The sequence below is a fragment of the Phenylobacterium sp. genome (assembly GCF_030679875.1).
In the GTDB taxonomy this organism is placed as follows: domain Bacteria; phylum Pseudomonadota; class Alphaproteobacteria; order Caulobacterales; family Caulobacteraceae; genus Phenylobacterium.
Map to the genome: position 1 here is coordinate 138,664 of NZ_JAUXSP010000015.1, position 21,372 is coordinate 160,035.

Consider the following 21,372-nt stretch of genomic DNA (forward strand, 5'->3'; position numbering starts at 1 on the left):
TGGGCACGTTTTCGCAGTCCAACTGCGGGCCTTGCGCGGGGGCGCGGCGTCAGGGAAGGCCTTCTATGAATCTGATCACTTCGGGGCACGCTGCGGCGCTCTGGACCGGGCTGCACCTCTTTCTGCTGCTGACGCTCTCCCTGCTGGTGGTCCGCCAGCGACAGCGCCACAAGGTGGCCTTCGGCGACGACGGGATTCCCGAACTGGCCCAGGCGATCCGCGCCTTTGGCAACGCCACCGAATATGTCCCCGCCGGCCTGATCGCCATTGGCGTCCTGGCCCTGGTGGAAGCGCCGCCCCTGGCCGTCCATATCGCAGGCCTGGTCCTGTTCTCTGGCCGGGTCATGCACGCCATAGGCTTGTCCCAGAGCGGCGGCGCCTCCTTCCCCCGGGCCATCGGGGTGACCCTGACCTGGATCTCCTACGTCTTTGCGGGCGTCGCCCTGCTGTTCTACGCCATCGCCTGACGGCCCCGCGCGCTTGCCCGACCGGTCAGGGTTCGCCATATGGCAGGCATGGATCAAAACCTGCTCGCTGAGCTGATCGCCACCGCCCGCAAGGCCGGCGCCGATGCGGCCGAGGCCGTCACCGCCGAACGCCAGTCCCTCTCCATCTCCGTACGCGCAGGCGCCCTCGAAGAGGTGGAACGCGAAGAGAGCCGTGATCTGGGGCTGCGGGTCTTCGTCGGCCAGCGGCAGGCCACGGTTTCGGGCTCGGACCTCTCGCCTGAGGCGCTCTCGAAACTGGTCGACCGCGCCGTGGCCATGGCCAGGCTGGCGCCCGAAGACCCCTATGCTGGCTTTGCCCCGGCCGATCGGTTGGCCAAGGGGCCCCACCTCGACCTCGACCTTTACGATCCCACCGAACTCTCGCCGGAGGTCCTGGAGGACCGCGCCCGCGCCGCCGAGGCTGCGGCCCGCGCCGTAGATGGGGTGGTCAATTCCGACGGCGCGACCGCCGGCTGGTCCACGGCCAAGTGGCTGATCGCCACCAGTCATGGGTTTGTCGGATCGCATCAGGCGTCGGGCTTCTCCCTGGGCGCCTCGGCCATTGCGGGCGACGGCCAGACCATGGAGACCGGCTATGACGGCCGCTCGGTCCGGTGGCATGCCGACCTGCCCGGGCCCGAGGGCATCGGGACCGAGGCCGGCCGCCGCGCAGCGGCGCGACTGGGGTCGCGAAAGATTGGATCAACCACCGCCCCGGTGATCTTCGAAAATCGCCTCGCCATGTCGATCATCAGCCCGATGATCGGCGCGATCGCAGGCCCGGCCATCGCCCGGGGCTCCTCCTTCCTCAAGGACAAGCTTGGTCAGCCGGTGTTCGCCCCAGGCGTGACCATCACCGACGATCCCCATCGCCGGCGCGGCCTCGGCTCCAGCCCCTTTGACGACGAAGGGGTCGCCACGGAGGCCATGGACCTGATCGACAAGGGCGTGCTGACGACCTGGCTGTTGAATTCCAGCTCCGCGCGCCAGCTCGGTCTGGAAACCACGGGCCACGCCTCCCGCGGTCTGGCTGGCCCCCCTGGCGTCGGCGTCTCCAACCTGACCCTGCAACCGGGCGCCGAAGATCAGGCGAGCCTGATGCGCAGCGCTGGTAAGGGCCTGCTGATCACCTCGATGTTCGGCCCTTCCCTGAACGGCAACACCGGCGACTGGTCTGTGGGCTGCTCGGGCTTCTGGTTCGAGGATGGCGAGCTCGCCTATGCGGTGAGCGAGATCACTGTGGCCGGCAATCTGATCGAGATGTACGCCCGCCTCGTCCCCGGCTCGGACCTGGAGATCCGCGGGGCGTCCAATGCGCCGTCACTGCTGATCGACGCCCTGGCGATCGCCGGCAAGTGAGCCCAAGCCCCACCCAGGATCTGGAGCTGCTGGTCACCGCGGCGGTTGAGGCCGGGACCCTGGCGCTGGACCTGCGGGCCCGGGGACTGAAGATCGCCTGGAAGGAAGGCAATTCGCCTGTCACCAACGCCGACTTCGCCACCGACACCCTGCTGAAGACCAAGCTCGGCCAGGCCAGGCCAGACTATGGCTGGCTGTCGGAAGAGACCGCCGATGATCTGGTGCGCCTGCGGCGCCGCCGGGTCTTCGTCGTCGACCCCATCGACGGCACCCGGGCCTATATGAAGGACAAGCCCTGGTGGGTGATCTCGGTGGCCGTGGTCGAGGACGGTCAGCCCATCGCCGGCGTCGTCTATGCTCCGCAGGTGGGCGAGGTCTACACCGCCATTGCAGGCGGCGGGGCCAAGCTGAATGGCTCTCTGATCGTCCCTGCCCCGACCCTGCGCCTGGACGGCTGCGGTATGGTTGGCGATCAGCGGATGTTCGATCACCCCTCGTGGCCGCAGCCCTGGCCGCAGATGCGGGTCGAGTCCCGCAACTCGACCGCCTATCGGATGTGCCTGGTGGCCTCAGGCCAGTTCGACGCCGCGCTCGCCCTGGTGGCCAAGGCCGACTGGGACCTCGCGGCGGCCGATCTCGTGGCCCGGGAAGCCGGCGCCTATTGCGGCGATCATCTGGGGCGCGGTTTCGCCTATAATGGCCAGATTCCCGCCCAGCTCAGCCTGTTGTGCGCGGCGCCACGATTGGCCCCATTGATCCTGGACCGCGTCTCGCATATCGCCCTTCCAAACTAAGCCCTCATCTGAGGATTCCATGCCCGATAAACAGCTCTTGCACATCGTCATCGGCGGCGAATTGGAGGAAGTGGAGCACGTTCGTTTCCGCGACCCCTCGAAGATCGACCTCGTCGGCGCCTACGCCACCTACGAGGAGGCCCTGGCGGTCTGGCGCTCCAAGGCTCTGGCCACCGTGGACAACGCCCTGATGCGCTACTTCATCATCCACGCCCACAAGCTGCTGGACCCGCATCTGGATGGTGAAAAGCCCGGGGTCTGAGACCGGCCCGACGACAGCTTCGGCGGTTGTCGGAAAACTGTCATCCGCCGACGGCACAATGTGAGCGACGGCAGGCGCGCACGTTCAGATCAGGTTCGACTCCGCCGGCTCAGGCCCTGGCTGCGTCTAACCTGCTCGCTGATGATGCGGCGGGCGGCTATCATCCTGGTTCTGGATCCCCCTGACGCGCGCCTTCCCCCGATTGAGCGAGGAGATTGATATGAAGAAGCTTATGGGCGTTTGCGCCGCGTTGGCCGTTTTGGGCGGGGCCGGTCAAGCTCAGGCCGCGCGGGACCATGTGTGGGCGGCCGGCTCCTCCACCGTCTTCCCCTTCACCACCCGCGTGGCCGAGAACTACAGCCGTAAGACCGGCTCGAAAGCCCCCAAGGTCGAGGCCCTCGGCACGGGCGGTGGCATCAAGCTGTTCTGCAGCGGCGTCGGCGACAATTTTCCCGACATCGCCAACGCCTCACGGCCCATGACCCAGGCTGAATTCGACACCTGCCGCGCCAATGGGGTCAATGACATCGTCGAGCTGAAGGTCGGCTTCGACGGCATCGTCATCGCCGCCGATCGCAGCGCCCCAGACTACGCCTTCCGTCTGCCGCACCTCTATATGGCGCTGGGCGCCAATGTCCTGCGTGGCGGCAAGTTCGTGCCCAATCCCTATACCAACTGGAATCAGATCGGCCCGGGCCTGCCCGACAACCGCATCCTGGTCTATGGGCCGCCGCCCACCTCGGGGACCCGCGACGCCTTTGTCGAACTGGGCGTCGAGGCCTCGGCGCTCACCTACGCCTCGGCCCGCGCCCTGCGCGAGCGGGACTCCGATGAGTTCCGGCAGATGGTCCATCCGCTTCGCCGGGAAGGCTGGATCGACTCCGGTGAAAACGACAACGCCATCGTCCAGACCCTGACCAAGACCCCGGGCTCCCTGGGGGTCTTCGGATATTCCTTCCTTGAGGAGAACAATGACAAGGTGAAGGCCATGTCGATCGATGGCGTGGCGCCCACCGTGGCCACCATCGCCGAGGGGACCTACCCCCTGTCGCGGTCGATCTTCATCTATGTGAAGAAGGCCCATGTGGGGGTCACCCTGGGCCTGCAGGAGTTCGTCAACGAGTTCGTCTCCGACGCCGCCACCGGCCGGGGGGGCTATCTACAAAGCCGTGGTCTGATCCCGCTCCTGCCGCCTGAGCATGCCGCGATGAAAGCCGCCGCCAGCCAGATGACCGCCATGGGACGGCCCGACTAGGGATGGATGGGGGCCACGGCCCGGCCGAGCCCCCTCCATGTCACCCCAAGCCGATCTGACCTGGCTCATCGCCGCCGTGGTGCTCGGGCCCTTTGTCGGCAGCTTTATCGGCCTGATGAGCCTTCGGTTGCCGCAGGGCCGACCTGTGATCCTGGGACGTTCGGCCTGCCCGTCCTGCGGCAGACCCCTTGGACCCCTTGATCTGGTTCCGGTCCTGTCCTTCGTCCTGTTGAGAGGACGGTGCGGCGCCTGCGGGGCAGGGATACCGCGGCGCTATCTGTGGATTGAGCTCGCCTGTCCGGCCCTGGCCCTATGGTCCATGGCGGTCCATCCGTCCGCCGAGGGATTTCTAGGGGCGATGCTGGCCTGGCAGCTCCTGCTGCTCGCCCTGCTGGACGCCGAGCACCTCTGGCTTCCCCGCGTCCTCACCGTGCCGCTCATCGTCTCAGGCCTCGCCATCGCCGCGGCGCAGGGGAGCTTGGCCGAGCATGCGATCGGAGCGGCCATCGGATTCGCAGGCCTGAGCCTGCTGGCCCTGGCCTATCGCCGGCTGCGCGGCCGGGAGGGACTTGGGGGCGGCGACGCCTATCTGCTGGCTGGCGGCGGGGCCTGGTGCGGCGCCCTGGCCCTACCGAGCATCCTGCTGATCGGCGCGCTTTCGGGCCTCGCCGTCGTCCTCATCCAACGTTGGCGCGGACAGGCTGTCGGGGGGGACCAGCCTCTGCCGTTCGGCGTCTTTCTCGGGATTGGCGTCTGGTTGACCTGGCTCTACGGCCCTCTGGGCCTCAGCTAGAGCCTGGGCTGACGACCCGCACCCTTGCGACAGGCCCTAGGCGCCGAGCCGTCCGCTGAGACGGGTCTCATAGCCGTTCAGGGTGCGCTGATAGCCCGCCGCGCTCAGGGCGGCCCCCACCTCTGGCCGGGTGGTGCGCAGGTCCAGCTGCATCTCATAGGCGCCGGTGGGGCTGACCCGCAGATTGGCCTGGACATCGACGCCGTCGGCCTGGCCCCGGAGGGGGACCATCACATCCCGCCCCGAACAGGTTGGTGTTCCGGCAAGGGTAAGCCCCGCCAGCTCAAGGCCCCCCAGACTCAATTGGTCAAAGACCACCTCGCCCCCCGCCTCCTGGCACTTCGCTCCACGAATCTCGAGATTGAAACCCCGCAGCCGCACCTGGCCGCTCAGGCCTGCCCCTGGCGAGAGGGCGGTCAGGGGCAGGACGGCTTGCACATCCATGAGCTCCACACTCCGAGCGCCCAGGCGGACAGCCCCCTGCGCCGCCTCACTCCGAAAGCCCAGGCGGACCCGCGCGGCCGCCAGTGACAGGGGCGAAACACCGATGCGGACGTCGCCCAGACGAACGCCCCCCAGGGCCGCATCCGTCAACTGACCCCGCCAGACCGTCCCTGTGACCATGGTCGCGCTGAGGCCCGCGGCCGGCCCGCGCCCCGACAGCGCCAGGCTGAGCGGGGCGGTGGCGAGGACCAGGATCAGCGTCAGAGCTGAAAACAGCGCGCCCAGGGCTGGCAAGGTGAGTGCTGGCAAGGCGAGTGCTGGCAAGACTAGGGGGAGGTTCGAAACCGACCTCACGAGGCGGCCCCGGCGAAGGTGGCGTCCACGTCCAGTTCGCCCACATCCCCCTTCAGCAAGGTCAGATGACGGGCGACGATGGCGTGTTCGGCCTGCAACAGGGCGATCCAGGGCAGGACGGCGGTGCTTGGCCCTGAGACCACGGCCTGCACCCCGTTCTGGTCGTCGATCTCGACGCGGACGACCGTCAGGCCCCCGGCGGCGGCGGTGTCGCTCACCACCCGCTCCACCGAACCCGACCGCTGGGCTCGCGGCGCGGCCTCTCCGAGGCGGGCGATTTCAGCCCGCGCGGCGTCCACCACCGCTTCGTCGGCGAGGGCGCGGGTAAGATGCGCAGAGGCGTCCTGCGCGGCGCTTCGCAGGGGGGACGCGACCGCGAACCACAACAGGAAACCGAGCAGAAGAGCGCCCATAAGTCCAAGCAGGACCTGTTCGCGCCGGCTCCGGGTCGTCCACCAGCCCATCATCATCGCGCTCCCAGAATCAGATCACTGATCACCCGGCCCCCCTCTTCCCGGGAGCCTTCGACCCGCACGGTCAATCCAGCCGCCTGCAGGGCCTGCGCCAGGCCCTCTCCGTCGGAATAGGCCGCATGGCTGAGCGCCGCCCGGGCCGCACCATCGGGCATGATGATCAGGCTTTCGATCTGCACCTGATCCATCGGTTCGACGGCCGCGAACAGTTGGGCGGCCAGCCCGCTGGCCCCGCCGCCGGCTGTCAGGCTGAGGGCGTCCAGCTGGGCCTGGGCCTGGACGGCGGGATCGGTGACCACCTCGCCGGCCGGCAGGAGGGCGGCGACCTTGGCCTCAGCGCGAGCCTCGGCCTGACGGGCCCGCATGTGGTCAGTCCCGGCCTGGGCGCCCCAGAGGATCAGCGGGCTCGCCAGCAACGCCGCGGCCAGGATGGCGGGGCGGCGCAGATCCCGGCGACCCAGGGGTTCACGCCGATCAGGATCAAAGGCCCCTTGAAGCAGATTTGTCACGGGGCTGACGGCCATGTCGGCCAGGGCGCGTTCCAGGGCCGTCCCAGTCAGCGCCTGGGCGGGCCGGTCGCCGACCACAGCCGCCGCCAGGTCCGGCTCGCCGGTGAAGGCCAGCCGCCTGCCACGCACCGCGGTAAGGGCGCCGAACGCCGCGGTGATGATCACCGGCGTTCCGTCCGGATCGTCGGGGGGCTCCGGCAGGGCCAGACAGTCGGGAATGACCAGATCCGGGGTGATCCCGTGCAGGGCGGCGTAGTCGAGCCAGGCCTGCATGCGCGCAGAGGCGACCACGGCCACCAGGCGATGGCCGTCGGCCTCCGCCTGGCCAAGGGCCACATGGGCGCCTGTGGCGCTGCTCAGTTGATCTTCCAGCAGGGCCAGGGCTGCAGCCCGGGCCTGGGCCTCCGACGCCGCCTTGATCGGCGCCCAGCGGATCAGGACATCGATCCCGGGGATCACCAGCACATTGCGCATGGGAGTCAGCGCCGAAGCCTCCTGCACGGGCAGGATGCCGCGCCCGACCACCGAACCCAGCTCATCGAGGATCAGATAGGTCGGCTCGGCGTCGGGCGCGGGGCCGGCGAGGACGATGCGGGTTCGGTTCATTCGTCAAAGGTCCATCGGCGGGCGGCCAGGCGAACCTGACCGGAGGGGTCGGCCTCGAACAGACCGCTGGCGACCACCTCGGCGTCGAGATAGGTCACCTCGGTCTGCAAGGTGAAGTACCGGCTGGTCGCCTTGACCTGGCCGGGATCGGCGGGGATGTGCTCGGCGAGCGCTGGAACAGCCCAGAAGGCTTCCACGCTCCAGCCGCCGGGTGGGCGGGCCTCGATCACCCGGCGGGCCAGTTCTGGCGTCACGCCGCCCTCAGTCAGCATGGTGATGAGGATCGCCCGTTCCTCCGTCAGGGTGTTCACATTGATCGGCGACAGGTCGCTGCTCGGCAGGGCGCACACATAGGGCCGCAGCCGGGCATAGACCGCCGGAGTGAATCCACGGATCGCGCGCAGCTCGCTGACCTCGGCCAGCAGGGTCCCGCCGGTCCGGTAGGGGGGCGATCCCGCCAGATAGGCCTCGTCCTCGGCCCCGCCGCTTTCACGGACGCCGTCGCTGTCGATCCAGTCGGTGAGGGCCGCGCCCAGCATCTCAGCCTCACGGGGGGCGAAGTTGAGGGCCGTCAGCAGGGCCCTGAACTGGGCTATGCCGGCCTCGCGCCGACCCAGCACGTCTCCGGTTCCCTGGACCACGCTGTTCAGATTGAAGCATGCGCCGCCGTCGGCGATACGACCCTGGATCAGGCCGTTCTCGATGGGGAAGCTGAAAGGCCGATTGCTCCAGCCACCGTCCAGGGTGACCCGGTCCGAGGCGCGCACCAGCTGGCTGATCTGCCCCGCAGCCAGGGTCTCGGCGCCCAGGGCGTACCAGCGAGCCTGACCCACCGCCTGGGCGTTGGCGGCCCGGCGCAGGCCAAAGCGGATGTCGTCCAGCACGACGGACGCCAGGGTCGCCAGCACCGCCACCAGCAGCAGCACGGTCAGCAGGGCGACGCCCCGCTCTGAAGGTCTGTGGGCCAGCCGGCTCATGCGCCGCCACCGGGCAGAAGCACCAGCTGCGTGACCTCGCCAAAGGATTCGAGATCCATCTCCAGGCGGATCGCCTGCGGCAGGGCGCGGTCAGCCGTCGGCGCCCAGGCCGGCGCCCAGGACCCGCGGGCATAGAAGGCGACGCCAAGGCGTCTCACCCCGCGCAGCAACACCTGAGGCTCGCCCAGCGGCGCCCCGTTGAGAGCCCCCCGCGCCCGCCGCTCCAGGCGGTCTTCCACCAGGCGGTATTCCACATATTGCATCGACGCACGGGGCGCCGCGTCGGGATTGTCCCAGCCCCGGCGGGCGAAGGCCAGGACCGGGGCGGCGTCACTCCCACCGCCGCTGAGACTGCGGGACGGCTCCCCGCCGTCCGCGCGGGTGCGTCGGTCGGCGATCTGCTCCAGGTCGGTCTTGATCAGGGCCCGGGCGCTCTGCAGGGCGGCGATCTCGTCCATCCGCTCGCGGACCACCGCGCGGTTGTCGGCGGCGAAGCCGAGCACGGCGACGCCTGCGGCCGACAGCAGGCTGAAGACCAGCAGGGCCACCAGCATCTCCACCAGGGTGAAACCCTTCATGCGCCCCCCCGGAAGACGGTGACTTCCGCCAGGGTGCGGGGTTCGCTGACGCCACGGACCTGGACGTCGATCCGCAGCAGACCCTGGTCGGCGGGCGTGGTGATGCGCCGCCAGATCCAGTCCTGCGCCCCGAGCCGCACCTGCCCCTCGGCCTCCCCCAGGGCTGGCGGCTCGGGCGAGATCAGGGCCTCAATGGCGGCGTTCTCCGCCACCATGGCCGCCAGGGTCCGGGACTGCAGCAATTGGGCGGTGCGGGTGTTCTCGCCGGCCAGGTTCAGGAGGGCGAGCACGACCAGGCTGAACACCGCCAGGGCGACCAGCAGCTCAATGAGCGTGAAGCCCTGTTCAGCGCGCCGGCGCATCGAGCCGCACCTCGCCGGTCACATCGACGCTGACCGTCATCTGCTGGTCGGCCCGGGAGAGGGTCACCTCGGCCGGCTCCGCCGAACCAGTGGGATCGAACCGCACGGCGTCGCGGCCCGGGGCGGCCTGCAGACGCGCCTGCACCCCAGCGGGCCAGGGATGAGCCTCGAAGGGGGCGGCGTCCAGCGGCTCCCATTGACCGCGGCGCAGGACCCGGAACCCGAAGCCCTGCTCGTCCAGGCGAACCTCGACGGCGCGGTTGGTCAGCAGGGATTCCTCCCGTGCGCGGACGAGGCGCCCCGCAAGGTTCTCAGCCTCGCGCCGCACCTCGCCGCGGCCGTCAGGGGCGGTCATCACCACCGCGGCGCCCATGAGCCCCAGGATCACAAGCACCACCATCAGCTCCACCAGGGTGAAGCCGGCCTCAGCGCGGCGGGGCGTCCGGGGGACGGCCTCAGTTCCAGTTGCCGATGTCCGCATCCTCGCCTTCGCCGCCCTTCGCCCCGTCGGCGCCAAAGGAATAGACATCGAACCGGCTCCGCTCGCCGGGATAGGCGTACTGATAGGGATTGCCCCAGGGGTCGTCGGGCAGGCGGCGGATATAGCCTCCGTCCCGATAGCGATCGGCCCGCGGTACGCCGGCGGGAAGCTCCGTCAGGGCCGCCAGGCCCTGGCCCGTGGTGGGATAGGCCAGCATCTCCAGCCTGTAGGTCTCGACAGCCTGTTCCAGGGTGGAGATGTCGGCCTTGGCCTTCTCCCGCATGGCGCGGTCCTGGCTGGGCAGGACGTTGATCATCACCACCGTGGCCAGCAGGCCAAGGATGACGACCACCACCATCAGCTCCACCAGGGTGAAGCCGGCTTCCGAGGCTGGGCGGGCGCGCATCTTGCGTCGGGTCATGACGGCTCCTTCGAACGCTTTGGTCCCTAGCCCATGGCCAGGGTGTTGATCTGCAGGATGGGCAACAGGATGGAGAGCACGATCACCGCCACCAGCCCGCCCATGAGAATGATGATCGCCGGCTCCAGCAGGCTGAGCGCCACGGCGGTGAAGGTCGCGAACTCGCGCTCCATATATTCCGCCGCACGGCCCAGCATCAGCTCCACCCGGCCGCTGTTCTCGCCGCTGGCGGTCATGTAGACGAGCAGCGGCGGGAAGACTCCGACCTTGCGCATGGCCGACGACAGGGCTCCGCCCTCACGGATCATCTCGGCCATGTCGACCGTCGCCTGTCGCAGGACATGATTGTGGATGGTGGGCGCGGTGATCTGCAGGCCTTCCAGGATCGGCAGACCGCTGGCGATCATGGTCGAGAGGGTCCGGGCCAGACGCGCGGCATGCAGGTCGCGGATCAGCCGCCCCAGGATCGGCAGGCGCAGCATCACCGCGTCGGCCTTCATCCGGATGTCCGGCCGACGCAGGGCGCGGGCGGCGAGAAAGCCTGCGATCGCCAGGACCAGCAGCATGACCAGTCCGTAGCTGCGGATGGCCTCCGACGCGCCAATGACCAGTCTCGTCAGGAGCGGCAGGGTCTGGCCCATGGACTCAAACTGATCGACCACCTTGGGCACCACGAAGGTCATGAGCGCCAGCACAACCAGCAGGGCCGTCGCCGCCAGGACGGTGGGATAGACGAGCGCCGCCGTGACCTTGCTCTGGGCCTGCTGGTCCCGTTCCAGCAGATCAGCCAGCCGCTCCAGGATCGACGGCAGGGCGCCGGAGCCCTCGCCGGCGGCGACCATGGCCCGGTAGAGGAGTGGAAAGGCCCGACCCTGACGCGCCATGGCGTCCGACAGCCGGTAGCCCTCCAGCACCCCCCCATGAACCCCCATCAGGGCCTGGCGAACCGCCGGCTTCTCGGCCTGGACCGCGATGGTGCGCAGGGCCTCCTCAAGCGGAGCGACGGCGACCAGGGTGGCGAGCTGCCGGGTGACCAGGGCCAGGGATCGGGCGTCCAGGCGGCCGCCGAACAGACCCGCAGAGCCGGCCTTGGCCTTGCCCGGCGACAGGCGGATGGCCGCCAGGCGGCGGCGTTCCAGAACCTCGCGGGCGGCGGCTTCGTCGGCGGCGTTCAGGTGGCCGGTGCGGGGGCGGCCGGCCAGGTCCAGGGCGACATAGTCAAAGCTGGCCATGACCGCCGCCTTCCTGGCGTGTGACCCGCATGGCCTCTTCCACCGTCGTCAGGCCCTCAAGGATGCAGGTGCGGGCTTCGGCGGAAAGACTACCGCCGCCAGAGGCCCGCCCGGCCGCCGCGATCGTCGCCTCATCGGCGTTCTCGCCGATCAGCCGCCGGACATGATCATCGATCCACAGGGCCTCATAGATGCCCACCCGCCCGGCATAGCCGGTCTGGCCACAGTCGCCACAGCCCTGAGCGCGGTAGAGGATCTGGCCCTCGGCGACGCCGGCCTGGCGGGCGGTGACCGCATCGGCCGGCTCCGGACGTCGGCAGGAAGGACAGAGCCGACGCAACAGGCGCTGGGCCAGGATCAGCCGAACGGTCGAGGCCAGCAGGAAGGGCTCGACCCCCATGTCCCGCAGCCGCGTCACCGCGCCGGCCGCGTCATTGGTGTGGACCGTGGAGAGCACCAGGTGACCGGTCAGGCTGGCCTGGACGGCGATCTGGGCGGTCTCCACGTCGCGGATTTCACCCACCATGACCACGTCAGGGTCCTGGCGCAGGATGGCGCGAAGACCGGCGGCGAAGGTCATGCCCACCTTGGCGTTGACCTGGGTCTGGCCGACGCCCGGAACGGCGTACTCCACCGGATCCTCGATGGTCAGGATGTTGCGGCTGGCGTCGTTCAGCAGGCTCAGGCCCGCATAGAGGGTCGTGGTCTTGCCCGAGCCCGTCGGCCCGGTCACCAGGATGACGCCATTGGGTTCGGCGAGCGCCCGCTGGAAGGCCGCAAGCACGTCCGGACGCATGCCCAGCTCCGGCAGGGGGATTCCGGCCTGCTCCTGGTCGAGGATCCGCATCACCACCCGCTCGCCCGCCCGGGACGGCAGGGTGGAGACCCGGACGTCCAGGCTGCGACCGCCGAGGGCCAGGGAGATGCGGCCATCCTGGGGGACTCTCCGCTCGGCGATGTCCAGGCGCGCCATGACCTTGATCCGGCTGACGATCAGCGGGCTCAGGCGGGGCGACAGGCTCAGCACTTCGCGCAGGACGCCGTCGATCCGCAGTCGGATGACCAGGGCGGTCTCGAAGGACTCGATATGGACGTCGGAGGCGCCGCGACGGATGGCCTCGGCGATGACGCCATTGATCAGGCGGATGATCGGCGCGTCGTCCTGGCTGTCCAGCAGATCGGCGGCGGCCGGTATGTCCTCGGCCAGACTGTCGAGCCCGCCGGGCATGTCCAGGTCGTCTGGCCCTCCAGCCGTCAGACCGTCGTCAGCATAGGTCTCTGACAGGCGGCGTTCGAATTCGGCCCTGGGCAGGGTCTGGATGCGCAGGGCCCGGCCAAGGGCGCGGCGAGCCTCCACCAGGGCCAGGGGATCGGCGCCTTCGCGCAGGCCCACATGGGCGACCTCATCCACGCCCAGCACGACAACGCCGTGACGCTTGGCGAAGCCATAGGGCAGCAGAGACAGACCTGCGTTTTCCACCCTCAGAGTCCCGGCGGAGGCGGCGGCGGCGGCGGCAGGGCCGTGACGGGCGCGGCCTGCATGTAGTCACGGGCCAGGGCGTCGAGATTGCTGATGCCGTCGGCGCTGCGGGCGGCCTCCAGATCGCGGATGTAGCCGTAGCGCGGGGCGGTCAGGGCCTGGGCGTCGGCCGCGCTGCCGATGATGGTCGGACGGATAAAGACCATCAGGTTGCGCTGGACGTTCTGGCTGGAAGTGGCCTTGAACAGGTTGCCCAGAACCGGAATGTCGCCAAGCAGGGGCGTGCGCTCCACCGTGGTCCGCTCATTGCGGTCCAACAGACCGCCCAGAACGACGATGGCCCCGTCATCCACAGCCACGGTGGTTTCGATGGCCCGCTTGTCGAGGATCAGCTCGCCGGAGCTCTCGCTCAACGGGCCGGAGATGGAGGAAACCTCCTGGCGCAGGAACAGGGTGATGGCGCCGCCGGCGTTGATCTGCGGCTTCACGTCCAGCTGGATGCCGACATTCTGCCGCTGGATCGTGCGGAAGGGGTTGCTGTTGGAGTCGCCCAGCACCTCGCCGGTGGTGATGGGGATTTCCTGGCCCACCAGGATGCTGGCCTCCTGGTTGTCCAGGGTCATCACCGAGGGGGTCGAGAGCAGGTTCGAGGCCGTGTCGTTCTTCACCGCATTGATGATGAAACCGAACAGCGCGTCGCCGCTCTGGCCGTAGCCGCCCGTGAGGATGCCCCGGGCGCCCAGGACGGAGTCGAGGGCGGTCTGGCGTAGGGCCGCCAGGGCCGATGAGTCCTGCGGCAGGTTCCGCTCGCCGGCCGCGGCCGCGGCCAGCCCCAGGATGTTGGGGGCGGCGTTGGAATAGTTGGTGGCTGAGAAGGGAATGCTCGAGCCGTTGATCCCGGCCAGGGCGAATTGCACGCCCAGCTGCTGGGCGGCATTGTCGGACAGCTCCACCACGACGGCCTCGACCAGGACCTGCCGACGTCGGGTGTCGAGCTGACGGATCACCTCGCCCAGCACCCGCTGGGTGTCGGGATCGGCGGCGATGACAATGGCGTTGGCGCCGGGATAGCGGGCGATATTGGCGCGGCGCCCTGCCCCGCCCGCCGTAGCGGTCTGGCCGCCAGTAGCCGACGCAGCAGCCTGGGCCTCGCCTTCGACAGCCGGGGACTGACCCACCAGCTGTTGCAGGACCGGCAAAAGCTGTTCGGCGCTGGCGTGCTGCAGGTTGATGACCCGGACATCACCGCTGGTCTCGGCCCGGCTGTCGAGATCGGCGATCAGGGCGAGCATCGGCCGCACGGCCTCCGGCTCGCCGCGCAGGATCAGGGAGTTGCTGCTCTCCACCACCACCAGGGAGACGATCGCGTTGCGCGCGGCGGGCTCGGCGCCCGGGGGGTTGAGCACCTGGTTCACGACGCCGGCGATTTCCCGGGCCGAGCTTGACCGCAGGGTGATGGTCTCCGTCAGGGTGCGGTCCTGGTCCACCTGGGCCAGCAGGCTGCGGATGCGAGCCAGATTGTCCGCATAGTCAGCGACCACGATCAGATTGCCCCTGGGGCTGGGCATGACCACGCCCTGGCGCCCGATCAGGGGCTTCAGGGTTTCGGCCGCCGAGGCCGCATCTATGTTCCGCAGCCGGAAGACCTGGGTGGAGAAGCCATAGCCGCCCGCCCCGCTGAGGCTGGAAGGTTGGGCCGCGGCGCCGTCCTCCGGCATGATCCGGTAGACCCCCGCGCCGGCCGGCACCGCCACCAGGGCGTTGGCCCGCAGGGTGGAGAGCATCACCTCGAACAGCTCGGTCCGCGACAAGGGCTCACGGCTGCTGATGCTGACCTTTCCCTGCACCCGGGGGTCGATGATGAAGGTCTGGCCGGTGGCCTGAGCGACATCCTGAATGAAGACCCGGATGTCGGCGTCCTGGAGGTTGAGCACCTGAGACTGGGCGTGCGCCACGGTGGCGGGCGCGAAACCCGCCCCCAGGCTGAGCAGAAGGAACAGCGCGATCAGTCTCTTCACGGGGCAGACATCCGCAGTCGGGTGGTCAGGGTCTGGCCGCCGCGCTCGTAGGTCAGGTCGACATGGGTGGCGGCGGCGAGGATTTGGGGGAGTTCGCTCATGCGCTCGCGATTGAGCGCCGAGCCGTCCAGGGTCAGGAGAACATCGCCAGGCTGGAGCCCGGCGCGGGCGAGGATTTCAGCGCCTTGGCCGCCCCGGGGCATGACCGTGTAGCCGGCGGCCCGGCCCTCTTGCAGTCGAGGCGTCAGGGCCAGGGCGGCCATCAGCTGCGCGCCGGTGACGTCTGAGCTGGTTTCGGCGGCCGCCGCCCCGGGCGCCGCTGTCGGCGGCGCGGTCCAGGAGCTTCCGCCCCCTGGGACAGGGAAGCCGATCCGGCGCCGTGCGGCCCCCTGACGGATCACCACATGATCCAGGGCGACCTCGATCAGGGTGACCCCGCCGGGGCCTTGCTCGCCGATTCTGTAGAGGGTCTGGGCGCCGCCCGGCGGCCCCAGGATGGCGGAGGCCGAGGCCCCGCCACTGCGGATGCCGAAGAGCTGCAGGTCGTTGGCCTGCGCCTCGCCCGCCGCGGGCTCGGGCCCGGCCAGACGGAAGAAGGGATCGAAGCGCGCCAACACGCCGGTCTGGGCCGCGGGCCCAACTGCGGCCAGCGGCGCGACGCCGATCGGACCCGCAGCGGGCGCCGCCACGATCCAGATCAGCCGCGCAGCCTGCCACGCCAGCAGAGCGATCAGACCGATCTCTGCCAGCCCCAGCAGGGTGCGGGGCTCCACGGGGACGCCGTGGCGAACGGCGGCTAGGTTCACGAGGAAGTCTCCGAAGTCCCAGGGCTCAGTGGGATGGGCCTGGAGGCGCCACGCCCGTCGGGGTCTTCATGTAAACTTTCGATGACAGGCCCGTGACAGCGCCGGGATTTGATGACGCTTTCCAGGGCCGCCATGAGGTTGAGGCGGGGATGGCCGATGCGCCATCCCCGCCCGCCGATCAGAAGCGGGTCGAGACGCTGACCGAATAGCTGCGGCCGAGCTCGTAGTTATTCAGGATGACCTTGTCGCCGCCCTGGGTCTGGAACTCGTCGAACTCCTCACCCAGCAGGTTGCGGGCCTCGAAGCCGAGGGTGAATTCAGGGCCCCACATCCGCAGCTTCTGGCGGAAGGTGAGGTCGAGCTGCACGCCGGGTTCCTGAAGGAAGTCCGCCGCGCCAGAACCGCCCCGCGCCGTCGTCCGCTCGCTGGCATAGTTGGCCAGGATGGTCGCCTGGGTGTCGCCGTCCAGGGTTTCAAACCCGAACTGCATGTTGGCGATATGCTCAGACGTCCCCTGCAGGCGGCTGCCGTCGATGACGAAGTTGGCCGCCGGCGCCGCTTGGCCGAGGCCGGTCAGCGGGAACACCTGGTCGCCGTCCTCGACCCGCACCTCAGCCTTGGTCCAGGTGTAGTTGGCGCCGATCAGCCAGCGCTTGTTGTCGGTGAACGCCATGCCGAATTCCGGCTCGAAGGTCTTCTTGAACTCAGCCTCAATCCCGTAGAGGACCGCCCGAGGGGCGTTGAGGAAGGTCTGCTGGAGACCGCCGCCGGTCTCGTTGACGATCGACTCGATCGGCTTGTCGATGTCCTTGTAGAAGGCGCCGATCGTCGCGAACTGGCCGCGGTCGAAGTAGCGCTCGTAGCGCAGGTCGAGGTTCAGCAGCTCGCTGTCGACCAGATAGGGATTGCCGATGAAGGTGCGGTCAGATTCCGGATCCAGATAGATCTGCGGCGCCTGCTCACGAAACTGCGGACGGGCGATGGTCTTGGAGACCCCGAACCGCAGCTGCTGGTCATCGGCGAAGTTCCAGGTGACCGTGCCGGCGGGCAGAACATAGTCGTTGTTCAGCTGCACAGCCGCCGGGTCGTTGGTGGAGAACAGATCCAGGGCCTGGACGCTCTGCTCGCCCTCTTCGTAGCGCAGGCCGACGCTGGCCCGGACCGCCGGCAGGATCTCGCCCTCGCCCTGGACATAGACCGCATTGGTGGTGAGGGCGGCCTCGTAGGCCGCGGCCCCCTCCGAGCCGGTCACTTCCCGCAGGAAGAGGCCGTTCGGACCGATGTTGTAGTTCGAATAGAGGAAGTCCACGCGCTGCCGCTGGAAGGCCAGGGACGGGGTCTGGTCCATGGTGAAGCGGAAGGCGCGCGCATCGGAGTAGCGCTCGTTCTCGTAGAAGGCGTAGCCTGCCGAGACCGTGAAATCGACGATCAGGGGGTTATCCCAGCGGTAGCGGACATCGACGCCCGCGCCGTAGGTCGTGTCTTCCAGGCTGCTGAACCGGATGAAATTCGCGTCAGACTGGGGGTTATGATAGAAAAGCCCATCATTCAGACGTCGATAGCGGGTCTGCGTCTCATAGGGCGCATCCCGGGTCGTATTGGCGTAGGACCCCCGCCAGTCGATCTCCAGATCGCCAAACTTGTGAGCGCCGGTCAGCTGGGTGTTGAACAGCTCGCGCTCGTACCAGGCAGTGTAGTCGTCGCGGATGAAGTTGCTCGATAGCGTGCTCTCGCCTTCGACCGAGCGGGCTTCCTTGGTGACGTTGCGGACATAGAAGTTGGTCCACTGGAACTTGTGGGCGTCGAGGTCGAGGGCGACGCTGGCCAGGCCGTGCCATTCCACATCCATCTCAGAAGAGTTGGAGATGAGGTCTTCGGTGATCGACAGACCGCCCAGGCTGACAACGCCAGCCTGCTGGACCGCGCGACGGGTCTCCCAGCCGCGATCATAGCCGCCGACGACGATCACACCGAGGGAACCCCAGTCCTGGTTCCAGCGGGTTCCCGCCGAGAGGCCAAAGCTGCCATTGATCGGAATATCATTGGTGGACTGCAGCAGACGCACATTGGCGTTCTGGAAGCTGCGGCCCATCTGCGCGAGGGTGTTGGCGTCGAAGTTGGCCTGGTCGATCCGCTTGCCGGTGGCGATCCCATCGCGGATGGCGTCGGGGATGTCCCGGGTCCCATCGTCGAAGCCAGCCAGGTCGTAGTCGCCGCCATAGTAGGTGAGCCCCTGCTTCAGCGAGGTCTCGTCATTGGCGCTCAGCCCGAAGCTGAAAGCCAGGAACGGCTCATCCGGCACCCCCACGGTGCGCAGGTCGATGACGCCGCCGCCGAACTCGCCGGGATAGTTCACCGAATAGGACTTCTGGACGTTCACGCTGGACAGGATCCCGCTGGGGAACAGGTCAAGGGGAACCACCCGCTGCAGCGGCTCTGGGCTCGGCAGGGGTGAGCCATTGAGCAGCGCCGAGGAGTAACGCTCCCCGAGACCGCGGACATAGACGAAGCGCCCGCTGACGACGCTGAGGCCAGTCAGGCGGGTCAGGGCCTCGGCGGCCGTGCCGTCGCCCTGGCGAACCAGGTCCTCGGCCGTGACGATGGAGGCGACCTCGGCCGTCTCACGCATCACTTCGGGGATGTAGCGCCCCCGAACGACCAGTTCCTGAACTTCCGGCCCGTCAGCGGCCTGAGCGAAGACCACCGCCGGCGCCATGAGGGCCGTGGTGCAGAGAAGAAGGCCCGAGAGCGGGCGGAGCAGGATGTTCATTGAGGTTCGCCTCGATTGTCGACGGACGCGGAGAAATCGGGGCGATCCCTTTCAGGATCGCCCCGCCTTGGCTCGGATCAGCAGCTGCTTCCGCTGGCCAGACCGCAGGTCCAGCCCTGCCACCAGGTGTCGTTCGCATCGCGGACGGCGCCGATGTAGTTGGTGGTGTCGAAGTAGGCGTAGACCGCCTTCGGGTCCGCCGCGGTCCGCGCCGCCTCGTTCGGGCCGTTGACGAAGCCGTTCACCAGGCTGGAGGTGAAGCTGGCGTTGTTGTTGGTCCCGGCGTTGAACAGGGCGGCGGTCGCCGCGCCATCCACGTCGCTGTCGTTGCGGAAGGAGATGGCGCAGGAGAAGACCACCGAGTCCCAGCGCGGCGCAGCGGCCACCGTCGACGGGGTGTCGACGTCCAGGCAAGCCGTCGACGGGTTGGTCGAGACATGGATGCCGTTCACAAAGCGGCCGCCAGTGCCGGTGTTCAGCAGCTGGACGTCGCCGGCGCCGGTCCGGGTCGAACCGATGACGGTGTAGTTGGCGAACTTGGGCTGCGAATTCAGGGACGCCTGTACGCCCACCGAGCTTTGTTCGAACACCCGGTCACCGCCGTTCGGACGCTGGCGAACGATCAGGTACTGGATGCCGCCGCGCCAGCCTTCATCGGTGTCGACGCTGTCATCGTCGGCGCCAGTGACGACGACATACTTCATGTTGGCGGTGCCGCCGAAGAACTCGATGCCGTCGTCCGACCCGTTGTGGACCTGGACATATTCGAGGGTCGTGCCAGCGCCGACGCCATTGAAGGTGATGCCGTTCAGCTCGCGGTTCGGCTGGATTTCAAACCCGGCGTAGCGGACCTGGACGTAGCGAAGACGGCCGGAATTGTCGTTCGGGCTGTTGCCGCCATAGAGGGCGACGCCGCCTTCGAAGGTGGCCACGCAGTTGACGTTGGGCGGGGTGGTGCCGGCCGGGCACGAGGCGATGGGCGCACGGCCCGAGATCACCAGGCCGCCCCACTGACCGATGGAGTCAGGCCCCGTCGTGCCTTCGATGTTCTGGCGGCTGGTGAAGATGATGGGCTGGGTCGAGGTGCCCTCGGCGAAGATCTGCGAGCCGCGCTGAACGTTGATGTAGTCCAGGCCGGCTGAGCCGAAGATCCGCACGCCGGGCTCGACGGTCAGAACGCCCTGCTGCGCCCCAGCGACCGGCGCATTGGGATCGGCGCCGCGGTCGTCGCCCACATCGGTGCGGCCGCTGATGGAGTAGATGGTGCCGGCGCGGGCCGGAACGACCACATTGCCGACGATCTTGGAGGGCAGCTGGCAGTTGCGCAGGGTGCCGTTGAGGATCACGCCGACATTGGTGAAGCCGGTCGGGCAGTCAGCCGCGGCCGTGCCCGTGCCAGGCGTCGTCGGCGTGGTGGGGGTCGTGGGCGTGGTCGGCGTGGTCGGCGGGAAGGCGCCGATGCCAGGCGAGGCGACATTGTCCGCGCCGCCGCCGCAGGCGGCCAGGGCCATGGCGCTGATCGAGGTGATCAGCAGGTTTCTCAGGGTGGTGGTGCCGGTCATCTTGCTCTCCGCCGTCGCGTTGAATTGCGCAGGCGCCGGCTGTCCCCAAACCCCACTGTGAGATCTGAACGCCCGCTTGCCCGACCGCCCTTCTAGGTAGGCTGCGTGACAGCTCCCCAACGGATACGTGACAGTTCTGTGCAGCCCCGCGGGTGCGGCACATCGGCCACGACCCCCCTTATCCTTTTGATATTTATCTGGGAAATGGGTTGAGGGAGCTCTGCTCCGCCGCCTGGCGGATTAAGGCGTGCTGGACATAATTCCAGGCGAGCGGGCCATTTGTCGGCGGCGGCCTGGGGTCTCCCCCCGGTCGGACGTGCGCCCTAGTCCTCGTTCGGGATGTTGATCAGCGCCCCACAGGCCTTGCAATGCACCGCGTCTGGCTCGTGGCGCATAAGGCCGCAAACCTGACAGGTGAACCGGACCTTGTAGGGACGGAACAGGGCCTGCGCGAACCGCACGAACAGGGTGATGCCCGAGATCATGATCACGATGGAGACCAGCCGGCCGGTGATGCCGGGCAGGATGATGTCGCCATAGCCAGTGGTGGTGAGTGAGGTCACCGTGAAATAGAGGGCGTCGATATAGCCGCTGACGCCGCCCTCATCGCCCACATAGATGGTGTAGACGAAACCGGTGGCCACGAAGACGAAGGTGACCAGGGTGGCGGCCGCCCGGATGACGTCCTCCCAGCGGGTGTCATCAAAGCGGTGCCCGACCGTCTCCCAGAAAAAGTCGCTGTGAAACAGGGTCCAGATGCGCAGCACGCGCAGAAAGGCCAGGTTGATGAGCACGGTCGGGAACAACAGCGTCAGGAGCACGAACAGGTCGACCATCACGATCGGCCGCCGGATCCACGACTTCAGGCTTCGCCAGGCCAGGGCCCGCGCGGCCATGTCGGCCGCAAGAATGGCCGCCACCGCCAGGTCCAGGGGAAGGAAGGCCCGGGAGTCCCTGAGAAAGGGCGCGGCGATGAAAAAGGCGATCAGGACCAGGTCAACGCCAATGACCCCAAGCCGGAACCGCACCGCCCCAGGGGACTCGCCGTGATAGAGCGCCCGCAACTTGGCGCGCAGGCGCCAGACGGCGCGCTGCCGCTCCGAAGGCTTGGTGTCGGCTGGCTTCACGGGTTCGGAACGCCCCAGGTCTGGTCGTTCATTGTGCACACTCCGCCATAGGCTTCACAGGTCCGTGAGATTGACCCTTCCAAGGGCCGAGGCGTGTTAGCTCTACCCGACCCGCCCGGCTGGGGTGAACCCAAATCCCGCTTGCGCCCTTCTGCAAGGGGCGGGTCGCCGCTGTCGTCGCCGACGGCGCAAACGCCCGATCCATTGACAGGGAGGCCCCG

The 21,372-nt window shown here is 68.4% G+C and carries 21 protein-coding genes; 6 read left to right on the top strand and 15 right to left on the bottom strand.

Going from position 1 to position 21,372, the window contains the following annotated elements:
- The first annotated feature begins 65 nt into the window (after positions 1-65).
- From Q8K84_RS08725 to Q8K84_RS08750, 6 genes are all read left to right on the top strand, one after another.
- Positions 66-467: an MAPEG family protein gene (locus tag Q8K84_RS08725; protein ID WP_305282232.1), complete on the top strand. Its 402-nt coding sequence runs from the start codon at positions 66-68 to the stop codon at positions 465-467.
- Positions 468-515: 48 nt separating this feature from the next.
- Positions 516-1,847 (top strand): TldD/PmbA family protein, encoded by a 1,332-nt coding sequence (locus tag Q8K84_RS08730; RefSeq protein WP_305282233.1) that lies wholly within the window; start codon positions 516-518, stop codon positions 1,845-1,847.
- Positions 1,844-2,641 carry a 3'(2'),5'-bisphosphate nucleotidase CysQ gene (locus Q8K84_RS08735; protein ID WP_305282234.1) on the top strand — a complete coding sequence of 266 codons (798 nt, stop codon included), beginning with the start codon at positions 1,844-1,846 and terminating at the stop codon, positions 2,639-2,641. The genes Q8K84_RS08730 and Q8K84_RS08735 overlap by 4 nt, the downstream gene beginning before the upstream one ends.
- A 19-nt stretch (positions 2,642-2,660) precedes the next feature.
- The gene (locus tag Q8K84_RS08740; RefSeq protein WP_305282235.1) at positions 2,661-2,903 is read left to right on the top strand and encodes a DUF4170 domain-containing protein; all 243 of its coding nucleotides are present in this window, start codon (positions 2,661-2,663) and stop codon (positions 2,901-2,903) included.
- Between the two features lie 220 nt (positions 2,904-3,123).
- Complete coding sequence (locus Q8K84_RS08745) at positions 3,124-4,158, top strand: substrate-binding domain-containing protein (protein WP_305282236.1); 1,035 nt, start codon at positions 3,124-3,126, stop codon at positions 4,156-4,158.
- Positions 4,159-4,195: 37 nt separating this feature from the next.
- Positions 4,196-4,951 carry an A24 family peptidase gene (locus tag Q8K84_RS08750; protein WP_305282238.1) on the top strand — a complete coding sequence of 252 codons (756 nt, stop codon included), beginning with the start codon at positions 4,196-4,198 and terminating at the stop codon, positions 4,949-4,951.
- Positions 4,952-4,987: 36 nt separating this feature from the next.
- On the opposite strand, the gene gspN is transcribed toward Q8K84_RS08750, so the two are convergent.
- The 15 genes from gspN to Q8K84_RS08825 all read right to left on the bottom strand — a co-directional run bounded on the left by gspN (position 4,988) and on the right by Q8K84_RS08825 (position 21,151).
- Positions 4,988-5,704 (bottom strand): type II secretion system protein N, encoded by a 717-nt coding sequence (gene gspN, locus Q8K84_RS08755; protein ID WP_305282240.1) that lies wholly within the window; start codon positions 5,702-5,704, stop codon positions 4,988-4,990.
- 41 nt (positions 5,705-5,745) lie between these two features.
- Positions 5,746-6,216 carry a type II secretion system protein GspM gene (gspM, locus tag Q8K84_RS08760; protein ID WP_305282241.1) on the bottom strand — a complete coding sequence of 157 codons (471 nt, stop codon included), beginning with the start codon at positions 6,214-6,216 and terminating at the stop codon, positions 5,746-5,748.
- Positions 6,216-7,337 (bottom strand): type II secretion system protein GspL, encoded by a 1,122-nt coding sequence (gene gspL / locus Q8K84_RS08765; RefSeq protein ID WP_305282243.1) that lies wholly within the window; start codon positions 7,335-7,337, stop codon positions 6,216-6,218. Before gspL ends, gspM begins: the two co-directional genes overlap by 1 nt.
- On the bottom strand, positions 7,334-8,314 hold the full coding sequence (gene gspK / locus Q8K84_RS08770; protein ID WP_305282244.1) for a type II secretion system minor pseudopilin GspK: 981 nt from the start codon (positions 8,312-8,314) through the stop codon (positions 7,334-7,336). The genes gspL and gspK overlap by 4 nt, the downstream gene beginning before the upstream one ends.
- Complete coding sequence (gspJ, locus tag Q8K84_RS08775) at positions 8,311-8,892, bottom strand: type II secretion system minor pseudopilin GspJ (RefSeq protein ID WP_305282245.1); 582 nt, start codon at positions 8,890-8,892, stop codon at positions 8,311-8,313. The genes gspK and gspJ overlap by 4 nt, the downstream gene beginning before the upstream one ends.
- Positions 8,889-9,254, bottom strand: coding sequence for a type II secretion system minor pseudopilin GspI (gene gspI, locus Q8K84_RS08780; protein WP_305282246.1), 366 nt, complete (start codon positions 9,252-9,254; stop codon positions 8,889-8,891). The genes gspJ and gspI overlap by 4 nt, the downstream gene beginning before the upstream one ends.
- Positions 9,238-9,735 carry a GspH/FimT family pseudopilin gene (locus Q8K84_RS08785; protein ID WP_305282247.1) on the bottom strand — a complete coding sequence of 166 codons (498 nt, stop codon included), beginning with the start codon at positions 9,733-9,735 and terminating at the stop codon, positions 9,238-9,240. The genes gspI and Q8K84_RS08785 overlap by 17 nt, the downstream gene beginning before the upstream one ends.
- Positions 9,710-10,156: a type II secretion system major pseudopilin GspG gene (gene gspG / locus Q8K84_RS08790; protein ID WP_305282249.1), complete on the bottom strand. Its 447-nt coding sequence runs from the start codon at positions 10,154-10,156 to the stop codon at positions 9,710-9,712. The genes Q8K84_RS08785 and gspG overlap by 26 nt, the downstream gene beginning before the upstream one ends.
- Before the next feature lie 26 nt (positions 10,157-10,182).
- Complete coding sequence (gene gspF / locus Q8K84_RS08795) at positions 10,183-11,388, bottom strand: type II secretion system inner membrane protein GspF (RefSeq protein WP_305282251.1); 1,206 nt, start codon at positions 11,386-11,388, stop codon at positions 10,183-10,185.
- Complete coding sequence (gspE, locus tag Q8K84_RS08800; protein ID WP_305282252.1) at positions 11,375-12,868, bottom strand: type II secretion system ATPase GspE; 1,494 nt, start codon at positions 12,866-12,868, stop codon at positions 11,375-11,377. The genes gspF and gspE overlap by 14 nt, the downstream gene beginning before the upstream one ends.
- A gap of 2 nt (positions 12,869-12,870) precedes the next feature.
- Positions 12,871-14,886 (bottom strand): type II secretion system secretin GspD, encoded by a 2,016-nt coding sequence (gene gspD / locus Q8K84_RS08805; RefSeq protein WP_305282253.1) that lies wholly within the window; start codon positions 14,884-14,886, stop codon positions 12,871-12,873.
- A complete protein-coding gene (locus Q8K84_RS08810) occupies positions 14,883-15,692 on the bottom strand; it encodes a type II secretion system protein N (RefSeq protein WP_305282254.1) in 810 nt (269 codons plus the stop codon). The genes gspD and Q8K84_RS08810 overlap by 4 nt, the downstream gene beginning before the upstream one ends.
- Before the next feature lie 178 nt (positions 15,693-15,870).
- Entirely contained in the window at positions 15,871-18,462 is a 2,592-nt protein-coding gene (locus tag Q8K84_RS08815) for a TonB-dependent receptor domain-containing protein (protein ID WP_305282255.1), read from the bottom strand.
- Between the two features lie 77 nt (positions 18,463-18,539).
- Positions 18,540-20,024 (bottom strand): hypothetical protein, encoded by a 1,485-nt coding sequence (locus Q8K84_RS08820; RefSeq protein WP_305282256.1) that lies wholly within the window; start codon positions 20,022-20,024, stop codon positions 18,540-18,542.
- A gap of 323 nt (positions 20,025-20,347) precedes the next feature.
- Entirely contained in the window at positions 20,348-21,151 is an 804-nt protein-coding gene (locus Q8K84_RS08825; RefSeq protein ID WP_305282257.1) for a potassium channel family protein, read from the bottom strand.
- Between the last annotated feature and the right edge of the window lie 221 nt (positions 21,152-21,372).

Coding starts and splice junctions, on each gene's coding strand:
- Q8K84_RS08725 (WP_305282232.1), top strand. CDS start 66: ATGAATCTGATCACTTCGGGGCACGCTGCGGCGCTCTGGACCGGGCTG.
- Q8K84_RS08730 (WP_305282233.1), top strand. CDS start 516: ATGGATCAAAACCTGCTCGCTGAGCTGATCGCCACCGCCCGCAAGGCC.
- Q8K84_RS08740 (WP_305282235.1), top strand. CDS start 2,661: ATGCCCGATAAACAGCTCTTGCACATCGTCATCGGCGGCGAATTGGAG.
- Q8K84_RS08745 (WP_305282236.1), top strand. CDS start 3,124: ATGAAGAAGCTTATGGGCGTTTGCGCCGCGTTGGCCGTTTTGGGCGGG.
- Q8K84_RS08750 (WP_305282238.1), top strand. CDS start 4,196: ATGTCACCCCAAGCCGATCTGACCTGGCTCATCGCCGCCGTGGTGCTC.
- gspM (WP_305282241.1), bottom strand. CDS start 6,216: ATGATGGGCTGGTGGACGACCCGGAGCCGGCGCGAACAGGTCCTGCTT.
- gspL (WP_305282243.1), bottom strand. CDS start 7,337: ATGAACCGAACCCGCATCGTCCTCGCCGGCCCCGCGCCCGACGCCGAG.
- gspK (WP_305282244.1), bottom strand. CDS start 8,314: ATGAGCCGGCTGGCCCACAGACCTTCAGAGCGGGGCGTCGCCCTGCTG.
- gspJ (WP_305282245.1), bottom strand. CDS start 8,892: ATGAAGGGTTTCACCCTGGTGGAGATGCTGGTGGCCCTGCTGGTCTTC.
- gspI (WP_305282246.1), bottom strand. CDS start 9,254: ATGCGCCGGCGCGCTGAACAGGGCTTCACGCTCATTGAGCTGCTGGTC.
- Q8K84_RS08785 (WP_305282247.1), bottom strand. CDS start 9,735: ATGCGGACATCGGCAACTGGAACTGAGGCCGTCCCCCGGACGCCCCGC.
- gspG (WP_305282249.1), bottom strand. CDS start 10,156: ATGACCCGACGCAAGATGCGCGCCCGCCCAGCCTCGGAAGCCGGCTTC.
- gspF (WP_305282251.1), bottom strand. CDS start 11,388: ATGGCCAGCTTTGACTATGTCGCCCTGGACCTGGCCGGCCGCCCCCGC.
- Q8K84_RS08815 (WP_305282255.1), bottom strand. CDS start 18,462: ATGAACATCCTGCTCCGCCCGCTCTCGGGCCTTCTTCTCTGCACCACG.
- Q8K84_RS08820 (WP_305282256.1), bottom strand. CDS start 20,024: ATGACCGGCACCACCACCCTGAGAAACCTGCTGATCACCTCGATCAGC.